This is a genomic window from Streptomyces glaucescens (assembly GCF_000761215.1).
Lineage (GTDB): Bacteria > Actinomycetota > Actinomycetes > Streptomycetales > Streptomycetaceae > Streptomyces > Streptomyces glaucescens_B.
Window position 1 is genome coordinate 7,133,647 of record NZ_CP009438.1, and the last position, 20,025, is coordinate 7,153,671.

1 protein-coding gene is annotated in these 20,025 nt (G+C 76.5%); it reads left to right on the plus strand.

Translation table 11 applies throughout. The features are described 5' to 3' along the window. Positions 1-12 precede the first annotated feature (12 nt). Complete coding sequence (locus SGLAU_RS30815) at positions 13-19,938, plus strand: non-ribosomal peptide synthase/polyketide synthase (protein ID WP_043505856.1); 19,926 nt, start codon at positions 13-15, stop codon at positions 19,936-19,938. The last annotated feature ends 87 nt before the right edge of the window (positions 19,939-20,025 follow it).

The following is a 20,025-nucleotide window of genomic DNA, read 5'->3' on the forward strand; positions in this document are numbered from 1 at the left end:
GACCGGACGACCATGACGTCTTCGAAGCGAAACCGTGCCGAGGCCCTCCCGCAGGACCTCCAGGAAGCACTCCGCCGCCGGCTGGCCGGACGGGCCGCCGCCGGCACCCCCGGCGCCGCCCGCCAGGCGATCCCGCGCGCCGACCGCACCCGGCCGCTGCCGCTCTCCTTCGCCCAGCAGCGCCTGTGGTTCCTGGACCGGCTGCGCCCCGGCGACCCGCGCTACAACAGCGCCGTGGCGCTGCGCCTCACCGGCCCCCTCGACCACACCGCCCTGTCCGCCGCCCTGGAGCACGTGGTGGCGCGGCACGAGGCGCTGCGCACCACCTTCGAGGAGCACGACGGCACCCCCGCGCAGACCGTGCGCCCCGCCGGGCCGCTCCCGCTGCCCGTGCGGGACCTCACGGGCGAGGCCGGGGCCGGCGTGGAGGCGGCGCTGCTGGCCGAGTACGAGCGGCCCTTCGACCTGGAGGCCGGGCCGCTGCTGCGCGCCGTACTGCTGCGCGAGGCACCCGACACGCACGTCCTGCTGCTGACCGCCCACCACATCGTCACCGACGGCTGGTCGATGGGCGTCCTGCTGGACGAGCTGTGCACCGCGTACGACGCCCTCGCCCAGGGCGCGCGACCCGCCCTGCCGCCGGTGGCCACGCAGTACCCGGACTTCGCCGTCTGGCAGCGCGAGCAGCTGTCCGGCACCCGGCTGGAGCGTCACCTGGCGCACTGGAAGGAGAGACTGTCCGGGGCGGTCGCCCCCGAACTGCCGCTGGACCGCCCGCGCCGCGGCGAGGAGTCCGGCGCGGGCGCGGTGCACACCTTCACCGTCCCCGCGGCCACCACGGCCCGGCTGAAGCAGCTCGCGGCCGAGCAGCACACCACGCTGTTCACCGCCCTGGTCGCCGCCTGCCAGACCCTGCTGGCCCGCTGGTCCGGGCAGGACGACATCACCGTCGGCTCGCTCACCCCCGGACGCGGCCGCACCGACCTGGAGCGGGCCGTCGGGTTCTTCGTCAACACCGTCGCGCTGCGCACCCGTGTCGAGACCAGCGGTTCCTTCCGCGAGCTGCTCACCGCCGCCGCGGACACCGTCAACGACGCCTTCGCCCACGGCGACACGCCGTTCGAGCGGCTGGTGGAGGCCGTCGGCGCGACCCGCGAGGCGGGCCGCAACCCCCTGTTCGACGTGATGGTCCTGCTGCACCCGGCGCCGCCCGCCGCACCCGACCCGCACGGCCTGACCGCCTCCCCGGTCGCCGTGCCCCGGCGGGCCGCCACGTTCGACCTGAGCGTCGAGTTCGTCCCCGACGGCGACGGGCTGACCGGCCTGCTGGAGTACCGCACCGACCTGTTCGACGCGGCCACCGCCGAGCGCATGGCGGACCAGCTGCTGCGCACGCTGGACGGCGCCGCCGCCGGCCCCGACCGGCCGCTCGGCGCCCTGCCGCTGCTCTCGCCCGAACAGCAGCGGCAGGTGACGCGGGACTGGAACGCCACCGCGCGCCCGGTGCCCGAGGAGACCCTGCCCGAGCTGTTCGCGCGGCAGGCGGCCCGCGCCCCGCACGCCACCGCCCTCGTCGCCGGGGACGTACGCCTCGACCACGCGACGCTCGACGCGCGCGCCGACCGCCTGGCCCGTCACCTGGTGGCGCGGGGAGCCGGGCCCGAGCGGCTGGTCGCCCTGCGGCTGCCGCGCACCGCCGACATGATCGTGGCGATCCTCGCCGTCTGGAAGGCCGGCGCCGGCTACCTGCCCCTGGACCCGGCGCTGCCCGAGGACCGGGTGCGGTACCTGCTGGACGACGCGCGGCCCGCGCTCGTCCTCGACGAGGCCGCCCTGCGGGAGGCCGGCGACACGCACGGCGGCATTGCCGACGGCCCGCTGGCGACCCCGCACCCCGACACCACCGCCTACGTCATCTACACCTCCGGCTCCACCGGCCGCCCCAAGGGCGTCGCGGTGGCGCACCGGTCGCTGGCGAACCTCCTCGCGGGCCACCGCGAGGGCTTCGTCGCCGAGGCCGGCGGCGGGCCGCTGAACGTGGCGCTCACGGCGTCGTTCTCCTTCGACACCTCCCTGGAGGGCGTGCTGCTGATGGCCGACGGCCACCCGCTGCACCTGGTCGACGAGACGACCCGGCTGGACGCCGCCGCCCTGGTCGAGTACGTCGTCGAGCACCGCATCGACTTCCTCGACCTCACCCCCACCTACCTGCGCCAGCTGCTGCCCGCCGGGCTGCTCACCGACCCGCGCCACCACCCGCGCGTCCTCATGCTCGGCGGCGAGGCCGTCGGACCCGCCCTGTGGCGGGAGCTGGCGGCGCGGCGGGACGTGGCCGCGTACAACTTCTACGGGCCCACCGAGTGCACGGTCGACGCACTGGCCTGCCGTATCGAGGGCGACGGCCGGCCCACCGTGGGCCGGCCGCTGCCCAACGTGCGCGCCTACGTCCTCGACGACCGGCTCCGCCCCGTGCCGCCCGGCGTCGGCGGCGAACTGTACCTGGCCGGTGTGCAACTGGCCCGCGGCTACAGCGGGCGGCCGGGGCTGACCGCCGCCCGGTTCCTGCCCGACCCGTTCGGCCCGCCCGGCACCCGCATGTACCGCACCGGCGACCTGGCCCGCTGGAGCGCCGACGGACGCCTGGACTACCTGGGGCGCGCCGACGACCAGGTCAAGGTGCGCGGCCACCGCATCGAGCCCGGCGAGGTCGAGGCGGCCCTGACCGACCTGCCCGGGGTCGCCGCCGCCGCGGTCGTCGCCGTCACCGACCCGCACGGCCACGTCCGGCTCGCCGCCTACCTGGTCCCCGCCGACCCCGCCGCGCCGCCCGCCGCGAGCGACGTACGGTCCGCCGTACGGCGGGTGCTGCCCGACCACATGGTGCCGTCCTCCTTCACGGTGCTCGACGCCCTGCCGATGACCGTCAGCGGCAAGGTCGACCGGCGTGCCCTGCCCGCACCCGACTTCGACGGCGCCGAGCAGCAGCGGGAGTTCGTCGCCCCGCGCACCCCGGAGGAGGAGACCCTCGCCCGCATCTGGGCCGAGGTGCTGGGCGCGCGCCGGGTCGGCGTGACGGACAACTTCTTCGAGCTGGGCGGCGACTCCATCCTCAGCATCCAGGCCGTCTCCCGGGCCCGCGCGGCCGGGCTGCACCTGACCTCGCGGGACGTCTTCCGCCACCAGACCGTCGCCGACCTGGCCGCCGCCGCGTCCGTGCGCACCGCGCGGGTGCCCGCCCCCCGGCGCCCCGCCGAGCGGGGCCCGGCGCCGCTGACCCCCGTACAGGAGTGGTTCCTCGCCACCCACGGCCCGCTGCGGCACTTCAGCATGTCGATGCTGCTGGACCTGCCGTACGACCTCGACGAGCCGGCCCTGGAGCGCGCCCTGGAGGCGCTGGCCGCCCACCATCCGGCACTGCGCACCCGTTTCGCCCGCTCCGGGGACACCTGGCGCCAGCACCCCGGCGAGGGCCCGGCCACCGGCCTGCTCGCCCGCCACGACCTGTCCGGCGCCGCCGACCCGGCGGCCGAGCGCGAACGGGCCGCCGAGGCCGCCCGCGCCGCACTCGACCCGGAGACCGGCGCCCTGCTGCGCGCCGCCCTGTTCACCCGCGCCGGCGAGCGGCCCCAGCTCTTCGTCACCGCCCACCACCTGGCGGTGGACAGCGTCTCCTGGCGCATCCTGCTCGCCGACCTCGCCGAGGCGTACCGGCAGGCGGCCGGGGGAGAGGAGGTCCGGCTGGAGCCCGTCGCCACGCCGTTCACCGACTGGGCCGCGCACCTCGCGGGCCGGGTCCGCGACGGCGACCTCGACGCCGACCTGCCGCACTGGACGGCCGAGGCCGCCGAGCCCCGCACCCCACTGCCCGTGGACCGCCCCGGCACGCCGCTCGCCGGCTCGGTCCGCACCCTGGACACCCGCGTGGACCGCGCCACCACCGAGGCCCTGCTGCGCCGGGTGCCCGCCGTCTACCGCACCCAGGTCAACGACGTGCTGCTCGGCGCGCTCGGCCGGGTCCTCGCCGACTGGACGGGCGCCGAGCGGGTGACCGTCCTGCTGGAGGGACACGGCCGCGAGGACGACACGCTGGACCTGTCCCGCACGGTGGGCTGGTTCACCGCCCAGTACCCCGTCACCCTCGCGCCCGCCGGACCGTCCGGGGCGCCCGACTGGGGTGCCACCCTCAAGGCGGTGAAGGAGCGGCTGCGGTCCGTGCCCCGGCACGGCCTGAGCTACGAGGCCCTGGCCCGCCTGGGCTCGCCCGACCCGGCCGCCCGCGCCCTGCGCGAGGTGCCGCTGCCGCAGATCAGCTTCAACTACCACGGCCAGTGGGAGGCCGCCGACGGCGGTGACTTCGCCCCCGCGGGCGAGGCACCCGGCCGCGACATCGCCCCCGGCACACCGCTGGACCACCTGCTGGACGTCTCCGCCGTGGTCACCGACGGCGAACTGCGGATCACCTGGCACTACAGCGACCAGGTGCACGACGAGGACACCGTCCGCGCCCTCGCCGACGGCATGACCCGCGCGCTCGCCGCGATCACCGAGCACTGCGCCAGCCCCGGCGCCGGCGGCCGCACCCCGTCCGACTTCCCGCTGGCCCGCCTCGACCAGGACCGCCTGGACCGCCTCGTCGGCGACGGCCGCGACGTGGAGGACGTCCTGCCGCTCACCCCGCTCCAGGAGGGCATGCTCTTCCACCGGCTGGTCGGCGGCCCCGACGACGTCTACGTCGACCAGGCGGCCCTGCTGCTGGACGGCGTCGCCGACCCGCACGCCTTCGCCGTCGCCTGGCAGCGCGTCACCGACCGCACGCCGGCCCTGCGCACCTGCGTGGTCTGGGAGGACGTCCCCGTGCCCCTCCAGGTCGTGCGCCGCGACGTGCGGGTGCCGGTCACCCACCTCGACTGGCGCGGCCTGGACGAGGCGGAACGCGCCGAGCGCCTGGCCCGGCTGCGCGCCGACGACCTGGCCCGGGGCATCGACCTCGCCGCCGCGCCCCTGATGCGGCTGACCCTGGTCCGGCTGCCCGACGCCCGGCTGCACCTGCTGTGGACCTCCCACCACCTGATCCTGGACGGCTGGAGCCTGGCCCAGGTGCTGACCGAGGTGTGCGAGGAGTACGCGGCGCTCACCGCGGGCGCCGAGCCCCGGCCGCCGCTGCGCCGCCCCTTCGGCGACTACGTGCGCTGGCTCGCCGAGCAGGACCCCGACGCCGCGCGCGCCCACTGGCAGGGCGTCCTCGCCGGCTTCGCCGAACCCACCCCGCTGCCCGCCGACCGGCCCCTGCGCGAGGCCCACCAGGCCCGCTCCGCGGACGTGCACACGGCCGGCCTGGACGAAGCGGTGTCGGCCCGCCTCGCGCGCACCGCCCGCGAGGCCGGACTCACCCTGAACACGGTCGTGCAGGGCGCCTGGGCCCTGCTGCTGGCCCGCTACGCGGCCCAGGACGACGTGGTGTTCGGCACCACCGTCTCCGGGCGGCCCGACGACCTGCCCGGCGTCGAGTCGATGGTCGGCATGTTCATCAACACCGTGCCCACCCGCGTCCGCGTCGACCCGGCCCGCCCGGCCGGCGCCTGGCTGCGCGAACTCCAGGACGCCCAGGCCGAGTCGAGACGGTACGCGGCCGTGTCGCTCGCCGAGCTGACCCAGCTGAGCGACGTGCCGTCCGGCAGCCCCCTCTTCCACAGCATGGTCGCCTTCGAGAACTACCCCTTCGACGAGGCCCGCACGGCCGGGTCGGGGATCCGGCTGGCCGAGGTGACCTCCCGCGACGCCACCAACTACCCGCTCGTCCTGCGCGCCTACCACGGCGAACGCCTCGGCTTCGACCTCGCCTACGACCCGGCCCTGTTCGACGCGGCGACCGTGCGCGCGCTCGCCGGGCGGCTGTGCCTGCTCCTCACCGAGCTGGCCGACGGCACCGGCCGGCCGCTGCGCGCCCTCGCCTGGACGACGGCCGAGGAGCGGCGCCGGATGCTCACCGACTGGAACGGCACCGAGAGCGGCCGCCCCGCCGAGACACTCGTGGACCTGTTCGAGGCCCAGGCCGCCCGCACCCCCGGCAACACCGCCGTCACCTGCGGAACCGAGCACCTGGACTACGCGGCCCTCGACGCCCGGGCCGGCCGGCTCGCCCACCGGCTCGCCGAGCTCGGCGCCGGACCCGAACGGTTCGTCGCCCTCGCCCTGCCCCGCTCCACCGACCAGGTCGTGGCCGTCCTGGCGGTGCTGAAGACCGGCGCGGCCTACCTGCCGATCGACCCGAACTCGCCCGCCGAACGCATCGCCCACCTCCTCACCGACGCCGCCCCGGTGGCCTTGGTGACCACCGGCGGCACCGCGGCCCGCGCCGACGGCACCGGTGTGCCCGTCCTCCTCCTCGACGACCCGGACGTGGCAGCCGACCTCGCCCGCCGCCCGGCCGGCGGACCCGCCCCGGCCCGCCGCCCCCTGCCGGAGAGCCCCGCCTACGCCATCTACACCTCCGGCTCCACCGGCCGCCCCAAGGGCGTGGTGATCCCGCACGCCAACGTGGTGCGGCTGTTCACCCGCACCCGCCCGTGGTTCGGCTTCGGCCCGGACGACGTGTGGACGCTGTTCCACTCCTACGCGTTCGACTTCTCGGTGTGGGAGCTGTGGGGCCCGCTGCTGCACGGCGGCCGGCTCGTCGTCGTGCCCGACGACACGGCCCGCTCCCCGGAGGACTTCCTGCGGCTGCTGGCCGACGAGCGGGTCACCGTCCTCAACCAGACGCCGTCCGCGTTCTACCCGCTCGTCCGCGCCGACGCCGACCACCCGGAGACGGGCGCCCGCCTCGCCCTGCGCACCGTGATCTTCGGCGGGGAGGCACTGGACGTCGGCCGGCTCGCCGACTGGTGGGCACGCCACCCGGCCGCCGCCCCGCGCCTGGTCAACATGTACGGCATCACCGAGACCACCGTGCACGTCACCCACGCCCCGCTCGACCCCGCCGGCGCCGCGAGCGGGCCCGCCAGCCCCATCGGCGTGGCCATCCCCGACCTGCGGGTGTACGTGCTCGACGCGGACCTGGCACCCGTGCCGCCGGGCGCGACCGGTGAACTGTACGTGGCGGGGGAGGGCCTGGCCCGCGGCTACCTGGGCCGCCCCGGCCTGACCGCCACCCGTTTCCTCGCCGACCCGTTCGGCCCGGCCGGCAGCCGCATGTACCGCACCGGCGACCGGGCGAAGTGGCGGCCCGACGGCACCCTGGAGTACCTGGGCCGCGCGGACGCCCAGGTGAAGATCCGCGGCTACCGCATCGAACCCGGCGAGATCGAGGCCGCCCTGCACAGCCACCCCGACGTCGCGGACGCCGCCGTCGGCGTGTTCGAGGACGCCTCCGGCACCCGCCGGCTGGTGGCGCACGTCGTCGGCTCCGGCGGTGCGACACCGCCCGCCGCCGAGCTGCGCGCCCATCTGGAGCGGCTGCTGCCCGCCCACATGGTGCCCGCCGCCTACGTCCCGATGGACGCGCTGCCGCTCACCGTCAACGGCAAGCTCGACCGGCGCGCCCTGCCCGCCCCGACGGCGGACGGCTACGCCGCCGACAGCGACCGGACCGCGCCGCGCACCCCCGCCGAACGGGCGGTCGCCGCCGCCTGGGCGGACGTCCTCGGAGCCGGCGAGGTGCACGCCGGGGACGACTTCTTCGCGCTCGGCGGCGACTCCATCCTCGCCGTCCGCGTCACCGCCCGGCTGCGCGCCGCGTTCGGCCCCGACGTCTCCCCGAGACTGCTGTTCACCCACCGCACGGTGGCCGCGCTCGCCGCCGAGCTCGGCGAACCGGCCGGCGACGCGCCCGCCCCCGCGGCCGACGCGATACCGGCGAGCGCCCCGCAGGCCCCGGCACCGCTGTCGTACGCCCAGCAGCGCCTGTGGTTCCTCGACCGGTTCGAGCCCGGCAGCACCGAGTACACGACGCTGTCCGTGCTGCGCCTGCGCGGCCCGCTCGACGAACCGGCCCTGCGCACCGCCCTGGACGGCCTCGTCGCCCGCCACGAGGCCCTGCGCACCACCTTCGCCGAACAGGACGGACAGCCCCGGCAGCTGGTGCACCCACCGCACCCGGTCGACCTCGCCGTGGCCGACCTCACCACCGCCGCCGACCCGCGGGCCGCGCTGGAGGAGCTGCTGGAGCACGAGGCCGCCACGCCCTTCGACCTGGCCGCCGGGCCGCTGCTGCGCGCCCGGCTGGCCCGCACGGCGGACGGCGAGCACGTGCTGGCCCTCGCCGTCCACCACATCGTGACCGACGGCTGGTCGCTCGGCGTCCTCGGCCGGGACCTGGGCGAGCTGTACGCGGCGGCCCACGAAGGCCGCCGCCCCGAACTGCCCGAACTGCCCGTCCGGTACGCCGACCACGCCGCCTGGCAGCGTGCCCGCACCGGACAGGCCGAGCGGCAACTGGCCCACTGGCGCGAGAAGCTGGACGGCGTACCGCCGCTGGAGCTGCCGACCGACCGGCCGCGTCCCGCCGTACGCACCCGGGACGGCGCCCTCGTGACCTTCACCCTGCCCGCCGAGCTGACCGACCGGCTGCGCGAGCGGGGCCGGGAGGCCGACGCCACCCTCTACATGACCCTGCTGGCCGCGTGCACGGTCCTGCTGTCCCGCTGGGCCGACCAGGACGACTTCGCCGTCGGCACCGTCACCGCGGGCCGCGAGCGCCCGGAACTGCACGACGTCGTGGGCATGTTCGTGAACACCCTGGTGCTGCGCAACCCGGTGCGCCCCGGCACGACGTTCCGCGGCCTGCTGGAGCAGGTGCGCGAGACCGTCCTGGACGCGTTCGCCCACCAGGACGTGCCCTTCGAACGGCTGGTGGACGCCCTCCAGCCCGAACGGGACACCAGCCGCACCCCCCTGTTCCAGGTCATGGTCGCCCTGCACAACCTGGGCGCCCAGGCACCCGCGCTGCCGGGCCTGGACACCGAACCGGTCCTGCCGCCGGTCCGGCACGCCACCTTCGACCTGGCCTTCGACTTCGTGGAGGACGACGGCGGCGTCACCGGCCACCTGGAGTACGACACCGGCCTGTTCGACGAGGACACCGTCCGCCGCCTGGCCGCCCGCCTGCGGCTGCTGCTGGAGGCGGCGGTGCGGGACCCGGACCGGGACGTGCGGGCACTGGAGCTGATGACCCCCGACGAACGGCGGCGGGTGCTGCACGACGGACAGGGACCGCGCCTGACCGTCCCGCAGACCACCTTCCCCGCCCTGTTCGAGGCGCAGGCCGCCCGCACCCCGCACGCCACCGCGCTGGTGGCCCGGGACGCCACCCTCGACTTCGCCGCCCTCAACGAGCGCGCCAACCGGCTCGCCCACCACCTGCTGGCCCAAGGAGCAGGCCCCGAACGCGTGGTCGCCGTGCGGCTGCCGCGCACCTCCGCCCTGATGGTGGCGGTCCTCGCCGTCGCCAAGGCGGGCGGCACCCTGCTGTACCTCGACCCCGACCTGCCCCGGGAACGCGCCGCCGGGCTCCTCGCGGACGCCGCCCCGCACACCGTGCTCACCGCCGACACCCTGCGCGACACGCCCTGGGACCGGCTGCCCGGCCACGACCCCACCGACCACGACCGCCCGGCCCCGCTGCGCCCGGACCACGCCGCCTACATCGTCTACACCTCCGGCTCCACCGGCCGCCCCAAGGGCGTCGTCGTGGAACACCGCCACCTGGTCAACCTCTGCCACGACCACCGCGAGGGGCTCGTCGCCCCGCACACCGCGGACGGACGGCGGCTGCGCGCCGCGCTCAGCGCCTCGTTCTCCTTCGACACCTCCTGGGAAGGCCCGCTGCTGCTCGCCCTCGGCCAGGAGGTCCACCTCGTCGACGACGACGTACGCCTGGACCCCGACGCGTTCTGCGCGCAGGTCACCGAACGACGCCTGGACCTCGTCAACGTCACTCCGTCCTTCCTGCGCGAACTCCTCGCCGCGGGGCTCCTCGCCCCCGGCCGCCACCACCCGCGCGTCCTGCTGGTCGGCGGGGAGGCGACGGGCCCCGACACGTGGCACGAGCTGTGCGCCGCCGCCGGACTGGGCGTCACCGCCTACAACATGTACGGCCCCACCGAGTGCACCGTCGACGCCACCTACGGGCGCGTCACCGACCGCCCCGGCCGGCCGGCCATCGGACGGCCCGGCGCCAACCTGCGCGCCTACGTCCTCGACGGCGCCCTGCGCCCCGTGCCGCCCGGCACGCCCGGCGAGCTGTACCTCGCCGGCGCGCAGGTCGCCCGCGGCTACCTCAACCGGCCCGGCCTGACCGCCACGCGGTTCCTCGCCGACCCGTTCGGCGCGCCGGGGGAGCGGATGTACCGCACCGGCGACCGCGCCCGCCGCGACGAGCGGGGACTGCTGGAGTTCCTGGGCCGCGCCGACGAGCAGATCAAGATCCGCGGGTTCCGCATCGAACCCGGCGAGGTCGAGGCCGCGCTCCTCGCCCACCCGGACGTCGCCGAAGCCGTCGTCACGGCACGCGAACACGCGGGCCGGCTCATGCTCGTCGCCCACCTCGTGCCCGCCGGGGACACCGCCCCGGCCGCCGACGAGCTGCGCCTCGCGCTGCGGCGCACCCTGCCGGACCACATGGTGCCGGCGGCGTTCGTGCCGCTGACCCGGATCCCGCGCACCACCAGCGGCAAGACCGACCGGCGCGCCCTGCCCGCCCCGCCCGCGCAGCCCGACCCCGCCGCCACCTACGTGGCACCCCGGCCCGGCGCCGAACAGACGCTGGCCGCGATCTGGGCCGACGTGCTGCGGGTCGAACGGGTGGGCGCCCGCGACAACTTCTTCGCGCTCGGCGGCGACTCGATCCTCAGCATCCAGATCGTCTCCCGGGCCCGCCAGGCCGGACTCGCGCTGACCACGAAGGACGTCTTCCGCCACCAGACCGTCGCCGAACTCGCCCTGCGGGTCACCGAAGCGGCACCGGCCGCGGCGGACACGGCCGCGCCCGCCGAGGCGCCGCTCACCTCCATCCAGCGCTGGTACCTCGACGGCCGGCGCCCCGGCGACCCGCTGCGCTTCACCATGTCCCAGCGGCTCGAACTGGCCCCCGGGACCGACCTGGAGGCCCTGCGCCCCGCCGTGGACGCCCTCGTACGCCACCATCCGGCGCTGCGCACCCGCTTCCGCCGCACGGAGGACGGCTGGCGCCAGGAGGTCCTGCCCGGAGTCCCGGACGGCATCGTCACCCTGCACGACGTGACCGGCCTCGACGGCCCCGCCCTGGAGGCCGAGACGGCCCGCCTCGCGGACGAGGCCCGCGCCGCCCTCGACCCCGCCGAGGGCCGCCTGGCGCGCGTCCTGGTCCTCGACCGCGGCCCGCGGCGGGCCGCCCACCTGGTGTTCACCGTCCACCACCTGGCCGTCGACGGCGTCTCCTGGCGCATCCTGCTGGCCGACCTGGAGACCGCCCACCGGCAGACCGCCGCCGGACTCCCCGTCGAACTGCCCCCCGCCACCACGGCGTACGGCCACTGGGCGGCCCGGCTGGAGGCCCACACCCGCTCCGGTGCCCTGGACGGTGACCTCGACCACTGGCGGCGCACCGCGGCGGCCCCCGCCGGCCTGCCCGCCGGACGGCCCGGCCCCAACACCCACGGCACCGCAGCCACGGTCACCGTGGAACTGGAGCCGGAGACCACCGAGGCCCTGCTGCGGCAGGTTCCCGAGGTCTACCGCACCCAGGTCAACGACGTCCTCCTCAGCGCCCTCGGCCGCACCCTGGCCCGCTGGTGCGGACGCGAGAGCGTGCTGGTCGGCGTGGAGGGCCACGGCCGCGAGGACCTCTTCGACGACCTGGACCTGTCCCGGACGGTCGGCTGGTTCACCGCCGAGTTCCCCCTCGCCCTGACCGTCGCCCCCGACGCCGGCTGGCACGACACCCTGCGCTCGGTCAAGGAACAGCTGCGCGCGGTGCCCCTGCACGGCCTGAGCCACGGCGCGCTGCGCCACCTGCTGCCCGACAGCCCGCTCGCGGGTGCCCCGGCACCCCGGGTCGGCTTCAACTACCACGGCCGGTGGGACGCCGACGGCGGAGGCGACGGCCTGTACGGCGCCGCCCTGCCCCCGGCCGGCTCCGACACCGACCCCGACGCCCCCCGGCCCTACCTGCTCGACATCACCGGCGTGGTCCAGGACGGGCGGCTCGAACTCGGCTGGACGTACCCGCCGGCCGTCTACGACGAGTCCACCGTCCGCGCGCTGGCCGAGGAGATGTGCGCGGCGCTGCGCGAGATCGCCGCCCACTGCGCCCGCCCGGACGCCGGCGGCCGCACCCCGTCGGACTTCCCGCTGGCCCGGCTCGGCCAGCGGGAACTGGACCGCCTCGTGGGCGACGGCCGGCACGTCGCCGACGTCCTGCCGCTGACACCGCTGCAGGCCGGCATGCTCTTCCACGGCCTGGTGGACACGGCGGGCGCCTACTCCGACCGGGTGGCGGTCCGCCTGTCCGGGGTGAGCGACCCGCGGGCGTTCGCCGCCGCCTGGCAAGCGGTCGCCGACCGCACCGAGGCCCTGCGCACCAGCGTCCACTGGCAGGGCCTGCCGCACCCCGTGCAGGTCGTGCACCGGCGCGTGGAGCTGCCCGTTACGCACCTGGACTGGCGGCACCTCACACCCGCCGAACGCGCGCGGCAGACCGAGGAACTGCTGGCCGCCGACCGCGCGGCGGGCATGGACCTCACCATCGCACCGCTCACCCGGATCACCCTGGCCGCGCTGCCCGGCGACGAGATCCTGCTGCTGTGGTCCTCCCACCACCTGATCCTGGACGGCTGGAGCACCGGACAACTGCTCACCGAGGTGTGCGAGCGCTACGCCGCGCTCACCGGCGGCCGGGCGGCCCCCGCACCGGTCCGGCGCCCGTTCGCCGACTTCCTGCGCTGGCTGCACGAGCAGGACGAGAACGCCGCCGAGGCCCACTGGGCCGGTGCCCTCGCCGGGTTCCCCGCCCGCACCCCGCTGCCGTACGACCGCACGCCGGCCGAGGAGCACCGCGCCCGCGCCGCCGCCGTGGCGCACCGGCGGCTGGACGAGCACCTGTCGGCGCGGCTGCGGCGGAGCGCCGCCCGGGCCGGGCTGACCGTGAACACCGTGATCGAGGGCGCCTGGGCGCTGCTCCTGGCCCGCCACAGCGGCCGCGACGACGTCGTGTTCGGCACCACCGTCTCCGGACGCCCCGCCGAACTGCCCGGCGTCGAGTCGATGATCGGCATGTTCATCAACACCGTCCCCGCCCGCGTCCGGGTGCGGGGCGGGGGAGCGGTGTCCTGGCTGCGCGAGGTGCAGGAACGGCAGAGCGACGCCCGCCGCTTCGACTTCCTCGCCCTGCCCCGCATCCAGGCGCTGAGCGAGGTGCCGTCCGGCGAGGCGCTGTTCGACAGCATGGTGGTGTTCGAGAACTACCCCGTCGACGAGTCCGCCACGGCCCGCACGGGTGTGCGGGTCGAGGAGGTGCGCGCCGAGGACGCGCCCACCTTCCCGCTGTGCCTGCGCGCCCACCTCGGCGACCGCCTCGGCGTCGACCTGGCCTACGACGCCGGGCTGTTCGACGCGGACACGGCCGAACGCCTCGCGGACCGCCTCACGGTCCTCCTGCGCGCCCTCGCCGACGCCCTCGCGACCGACGCGGACGTCACCGCCCTGGAGCCGCTGACCGAGGACGACCACGTGCTGCTCCGGCGGTGGGACACCACCGCCCGGCGGACGGTGCCGCGCAGCCCCGTCGACCTGTTCGCCGAGCAGGCCCGCCGCACCCCCGGGGCCCCCGCGCTGCGCGACGGCGACACGGAGCTGACGTACCGTCAGCTCGACGACTGGTCCGGTGCCGTGGCCTCCCGGCTCGTCGCCGACGGACTGCGGCCCGAGGACCGGGTGGCCCTGCTGATGGACCGCGGCGCCGAACTCGTCGTCGCCCAGCTCGCCGTCCTCAAGGCGGGCGGCGCCTACGTGCCGGTGGACGCCCGCGCCCCCGAGGACCGGCGCCGCGCGCTGACCGAGCGGGCGGGCGCGACGGCCCGGCTCACCGCCGAACACGTCGCCGCCGCGCGCACCCCCGTGCCGGGCGCCCCCGTCGCCGTACCGGCGGACCCCGACCGGCTCGCGTACGTCATGTTCACCTCCGGGTCGACCGGCGAACCGAAGGCGGTCGCCGTGCGCCACCGTGACGTGGCCGCCCTCGCCACCGACAGCCGCTTCACCGGCGGAGTGTGCGAGCGGGTGCTGCTGCACTCCCCGGTGGCCTTCGACGCCGCCACGTTCGAGGTGTGGGCGCCGCTGCTCACCGGCGGCTGCGTCGTCGTGGCGCCCCCGCGGCCGCTGGACGCCGCGCTGCTGCGGCACCTGGTCCACGACAGCGGTCTGAGCGCGCTGTGGCTGACCGCCGGCCTGTTCCGGCTGCTGGCGCAGGACGCACCGGACTGCTTCACCGGCCTGCGCCAGGTGTGGACCGGCGGCGACGTCGTGCCCGCCGCCGCCGTGCGCCGCGTCCTGGCCGCCTGCCCGGGCCTGACCGTCGTGGACGGCTACGGCCCCACCGAGACGACGACGTTCGCCACGTCGTTCGCGCTCGCCGACGCGACCGCCGTCCCCGACACCGTGCCCATCGGCCACCCGCTGGACGACGCGCGGGTACACGTCCTCGACGGCCGGCTGCGGCCCGTGCCGCCGGGCTGCCCGGGCGAGCTGTACATCGCCGGCGAGGGCGTCGCCCGCGGCTACCTGGGCCGTCCCGGCGACACCGCCGCCCGCTTCCTCGCCGACCCGGCCGGCCCGCCCGGCAGCCGCATGTACCGCACCGGCGACCTGGCCCGCCGCCGCCCCGACGGCACCGTGGAGTTCCTCGGCCGCGCCGACGACCAGGTGAAGATCCGCGGCTTCCGCGTCGAACCCGGCGAGGTCGAGGCCGTCCTCGCGGGGCACCCCGGCGTCACCGACGTGACGGTGCTGGCCCGCGAGGACCGGCCCGGCAGCCGCCGCCTGGTGGCCTACGTGGTCGGCACCGACGACGTCACGGCGCTGCGGGAGTACGCCCGCGGCGCACTGCCCGACTACCTCGTCCCGTCGGCGTTCGTCGTGCTGCCCGCGCTGCCGCTCAGCCGCAACGGCAAGGTCGACCGGGCGGCACTCCCCGCGCCGGGGCCCGCGAGCGGCACACCCCAGGACGCGCCGGCCGAACCGCGCACCGACGCGGAGCGCCGCACGGTGGAGATCTTCGCCGACGTCCTCTCCGTGCCGCGCCCCGGCGTGCGGGACGACTTCTTCCAGCTGGGCGGCGACTCCATCCTCAGCATCCGGCTGGCCGCCCGCCTGTCCGAGGCGTTCGGCACCGACCTGTCCCCGCGGGCGGTGTTCACCCACCCCACCCCCGCGGCCCTCGCCGCCCTGCTCACCGAGGAACGCCCCGGTGACACCGCGCCCGCCGCGATCGTCCCGGTCACCCGGGACACGCCCGCCCCCATGTCGTACGCCCAGCAACGCCTCTGGTTCCTGGAGGAGTTCGCACCCGGCAGCGGCGAGTACGTCACCGCGCTGGCCCTGCGGCTGCGCGGCCCGCTCGACGTGCCCGCCCTCACCGCGGCCCTGCGCGCCCTGGTCGAACGGCACGAGGCGCTGCGCACCACCTTCGACGCGGTCGACGGCCACGGCGTGCAGATCGTCCACCCGGCCGGGGACGTGCCGCTGACCCTGCACGACGTGTCCGCGCTGCCGGCCGGCGAACGCGACGCCCGTCTCGCGGACCTGCTGGACGCGGAACGGGCCCGCACCTTCGACCTGCGGCGCGGCCCCCTCCTGCACACGGGTCTGATCCGCCTCGCCGACGACGAGCACGTCCTGACGCTGACCCTGCACCACATCGTCACCGACGGCTGGTCCACGGGCGTGCTCACCGGCGACCTCGCCCACTTCTACCGCGCCGGACTCGGCGCGGAGACGGGCACGCTGCCGCCGCTGCCGGTGCAGTACGCCGACTACGCCCACTGGCAGCGCGGGCGCGGCACCGACGACCACCTCGCGTACTGGAAGGAGCACCTGGCCGGCCTCGAAACCCTGGACCTGCCCACCGACCGGCCCCGTCCGGCGGTGCGCACCCACCACGGCGCCACCGTCCGCCTCGTCCTGCCCTGCGACACCACCCGCCGCCTCGCCCGGGTGGGCCGGGACCGGCAGGCCACCCTGTTCACCACGCTGGTCGCCGCCGCCCAGGCCTACCTGGCCCGCCTGACCGGCGGCGAGGACATCACCGTCGGCACGGTCACCTCCGGCCGCGACCGCGCCGAGACCCAGCACCTCGTCGGGTTCTTCGTCAACACCCTCGTCCTGCGCTCCCGCGTCGAACCCGGCCGCCCCTTCCCGGAGTTCCTCGACGAGGTCCGCGGGACCGTCCTCGACGCCTTCGCTCACCAGGAGGCGCCCTTCGAGCAGGTGGTGGACGAGGTGCAGCCGGTCCGCGACACCAGCCGCACCCCCCTGTTCCAGGTCATGGTGGTCCTCCAGAACGCCCCGGCCGCCGCCCTCGACCTGCCCGGCATCGAGGTCACCGACGTCGACACCGAGCTGCGGCACGCCGCGTTCGACCTCACCCTGGAGTTCGCCGAGACCGGCACCGGCGAACTGCACGGCGTGCTCACCTACAACACCGACCTGTTCGACGCGGCCACCGCCGAACGCATGGCCGACCAGCTCGGCACCCTCCTGACCGCCGTCGCCGACGACCCCGACCGGCCCCTGGGCGCCCTGCCCCTGGCCACCGACGCGACGCTCAAGGCCGTCCTCGACCAAGGACGCGGAACCGCCCGCCCGGTCCCGGCGGCGACCCTGCCCGAGCTGTTCGAACGACAGGCCGCCCACACCCCCGACGCCGTCGCCCTGGCCGACGCCGACGGCCGCGAGCTGACGTACGCGCACGTCGAACGCGCCGCCAACCGGCTGGCGCACCGCCTCATCGCCCAGGGCGTGGGACCCGAGCGGATCGTGGCACTGGCCCTGCCCCGCAGCGCCGAAACGGTCGTGGCTCAGCTCGCCGTCACCAAGGCCGGCGGCGCCTTCCTGCCCGTCGACCCGGACTACCCGGAACAGCGCCGCGCGTTCATGCTGCGCGACGCCGGCGCCTGGCTCGTCCTGGACGACCCCGCCGCCGTATGGGACGCGGACGGCCCGGACACCGCGCCCACGGACGCCGACCGCACGGCCGCGCTGACCGTCGACCACCCGGCGTACGTGATCTACACGTCCGGCTCCACCGGCACGCCGAAGGGCGTGACGGTGCCGCACCGCGGCCTCGCCGCCTTCGCCGCGGCAGCCGCCGACCGCTACGACGCGGGCCCCGGCGACCGGGTCCTCCAGTTCGCCTCACCCAGCTTCGACGCCTCGGTGCTGGAGCTGTGCGTGTCCCTGCTCAGCGGCGCCACCCTGGTCACCGGGGAGGAGGGCCCCCTCGTCGGCGAGCGCCTCGCCCAGGTCCTCGCCGAGCGGCGCGTCAGCCACACCCTGATCCCGCCCGCCGCCCTCGCGACGGTCGCTCCGGAGGCCGCCGGCGCCCTGCCGCACCTGCGCACCCTCATCGTCGGCGCCGAGGCCTGCCCCGCCCACCTCGTCGAACGGTGGGCCCCCGGCCGACGGATGATCAACTCCTACGGCCCGACCGAGGCCACCGTCGTTGCCACCTGGACCGGCCCGCTCACCCCGGGCACGGGCGTCCCGCCCATCGGCCGCCCGGCCGGCGCCACCCGCGTCCACGTCCTCGACGCCGCCCTGCGCCCCGTCCCGCCCGGGGTCACCGGCGAGCTCTACGTGTCCGGCCCCGGACTGGCCCGCGGCTACCTCGGCCGGCCCGGCCTGACGGCGTCCCGCTTCGTCGCCGACCCGTTCGGCGCGCCGGGGGAGCGCATGTACCGCACCGGCGATCTCGCCCGCTGGGACGCGAGCGGCGAACTGCGCTTCGCCGGACGCGCCGACGACCAGGTGAAACTGCGCGGCTTCCGCATCGAACCGGGGGAGATCGAGAGCGCGCTGCGCGGCAGTCCGCTGGTGCGCGACGCGGTGGTCACCGTACGCGGCGGCGGCAGCGACCCGGACGGCCGCTCCGGCGGACGGCTGGTCGCCCACGTCGTCCCCGCCGAGGGCACCCCGGAGGCACTGCCGGTACCCGAGCTGCGCGACCACCTCGCCCGGCTGCTCCCGCCGCACATGATCCCCTCGGCGTTCGTGCCGCTGGCACACCTGCCGCTCACCCCGAACGGCAAGACCGACCGCGGCGCGCTGCCCGAACCGGGCCCCGCCCACACCGCCACCGGGCCGCACACGCCGCCGCGCACCGACACCGAACGCCGCATCGCCCGCATCTGGGCCGACGTCCTCGGCGTGGCCGACGTCGGCGCGCACGACAACTTCTTCCACCTCGGCGGCGACTCCATCCTCAGCATGCAGGTCGTCTCGCGGCTGCGCCGCGACGGGCTGCACCTGACCACCCGGGACCTGTTCACCCACCAGACCGTCGCCGAGCTGGCCGGCGTGGTCACCGCCGCGCCCCGGCACTCCGGGGACGAGGCGGTGAGCGGGGAGGTGCCGCTCACCCCCATCCAGGAGTGGTTCCTGACCAGCCCGCGCGCCAGCCACGCCCACTTCAACCAGTCGCTGCTCCTCGAACTCACCCCCGACGCCGACGCCGCGGCCCTGGAGACGGCACTAAACGCCCTGCTCGACCACCACGACGCCCTGCGCATGCGGTTCACCGCCGGCGAGGACGGCTGGCACCAGTTCAACCCGCCGGCGACCGACACCGACCGCGGCCTGCTCCTGACCCGCCACGACCTCAGCGGACTGACCTCCGCCGAGGCCGACGCGGCGATGGAGAAGACCGCCGACGACCTGCACACCGGCTTCGACCTGGCACGCGGCCCGCTGCTGCGGGCGGCCCTGTTCACCGGCGACGCCGACCGGCCCGCCTTCCTCCTCCTGGTCGCCCACCACCTGGTCGTGGACGCCGTCTCCTGGCGCATCCTGCGGGACGACCTGGAGGCCGCCTACCGGCAGGCCGCCCAGGGCGAACCCGTCACGCTGGGCGACCGCACCACCTCCTTCCGCGACTGGGCCCGAGGCCTCGCCGCACACGTCGCGGCCGGCGCCCTCGACCACGAACTGCCCTACTGGGAACGGGCGGTGAACGCCGGGCCGCTCCCGGCCGAAGCACCGGCCGGGCCGGAGACGGGCACCGTCGGCACGCTCACCGTCGAACTGGACGAGGAGGACACCGAAGCGCTGCTGCGCGCCGCGCCGACCGCCTACCGCACCCGCGTCAACGACGTGCTGCTCGCCGCCCTCGCCCTCGCCCTGGCCCGCTGGACCGGCCGCGAGGAGGTCCGCCTGGACCTGGAGGGACACGGCCGCGAGGACGTCCTCGACGACGTCGACCTGACCCGCACGGTCGGCTGGTTCACCACCGTCCACCCCGTCGCCCTCCAGGTGCCCGAACCCGCCGACCTCGGCCCCGCCCGCGACTGGCGCACCCTGGTGAAGTCGGTGCGCCGCCAGCTGCGCGCCGTGCCCGGCAACGGCCTCGGCTTCGGCGCGCTGCGCACCTTCGGCCCGCCCGAGGTGCGCGAGCGCCTGGGACGGTCCGCCCACGGGCAGGTCGTCTTCAACTACCTCGGACAGTGGGACGCCCGCCCCGAGAACCCCGGTGACGGCCTGGTGCGCACCGAGCACGGCTCGTTCGGCCGCCACCACGACCCGCGCGACAGCGGCTCGCACCCGCTGGAGATCGTCGGCGCCGTGCAGCGCGGCCGGCTGTCCTTCACCTGGCACCACCGGCCCGCCCTGCACTCCACCGACACCGTGCGGCGCGTCGCCGAGGACTTCGCCCAGGCGCTGCGCCACATCGCCCGCCACGCCCGCGACCGCCGGTGACGCCCCGCCCCGTGGGCCGCGCCCCGCCGCCGGCACCGTACGACCGACCGCGTTCCCCCTCACCCGTGACGAACCCAGAGAGCGAGA

Bases quoted from the DNA above. Each gene is read 5' to 3' on its own strand.
- SGLAU_RS30815 (WP_043505856.1), top strand. From the start codon at position 13: ATGACGTCTTCGAAGCGAAACCGTGCCGAGGCCCTCCCGCAGGACCTC.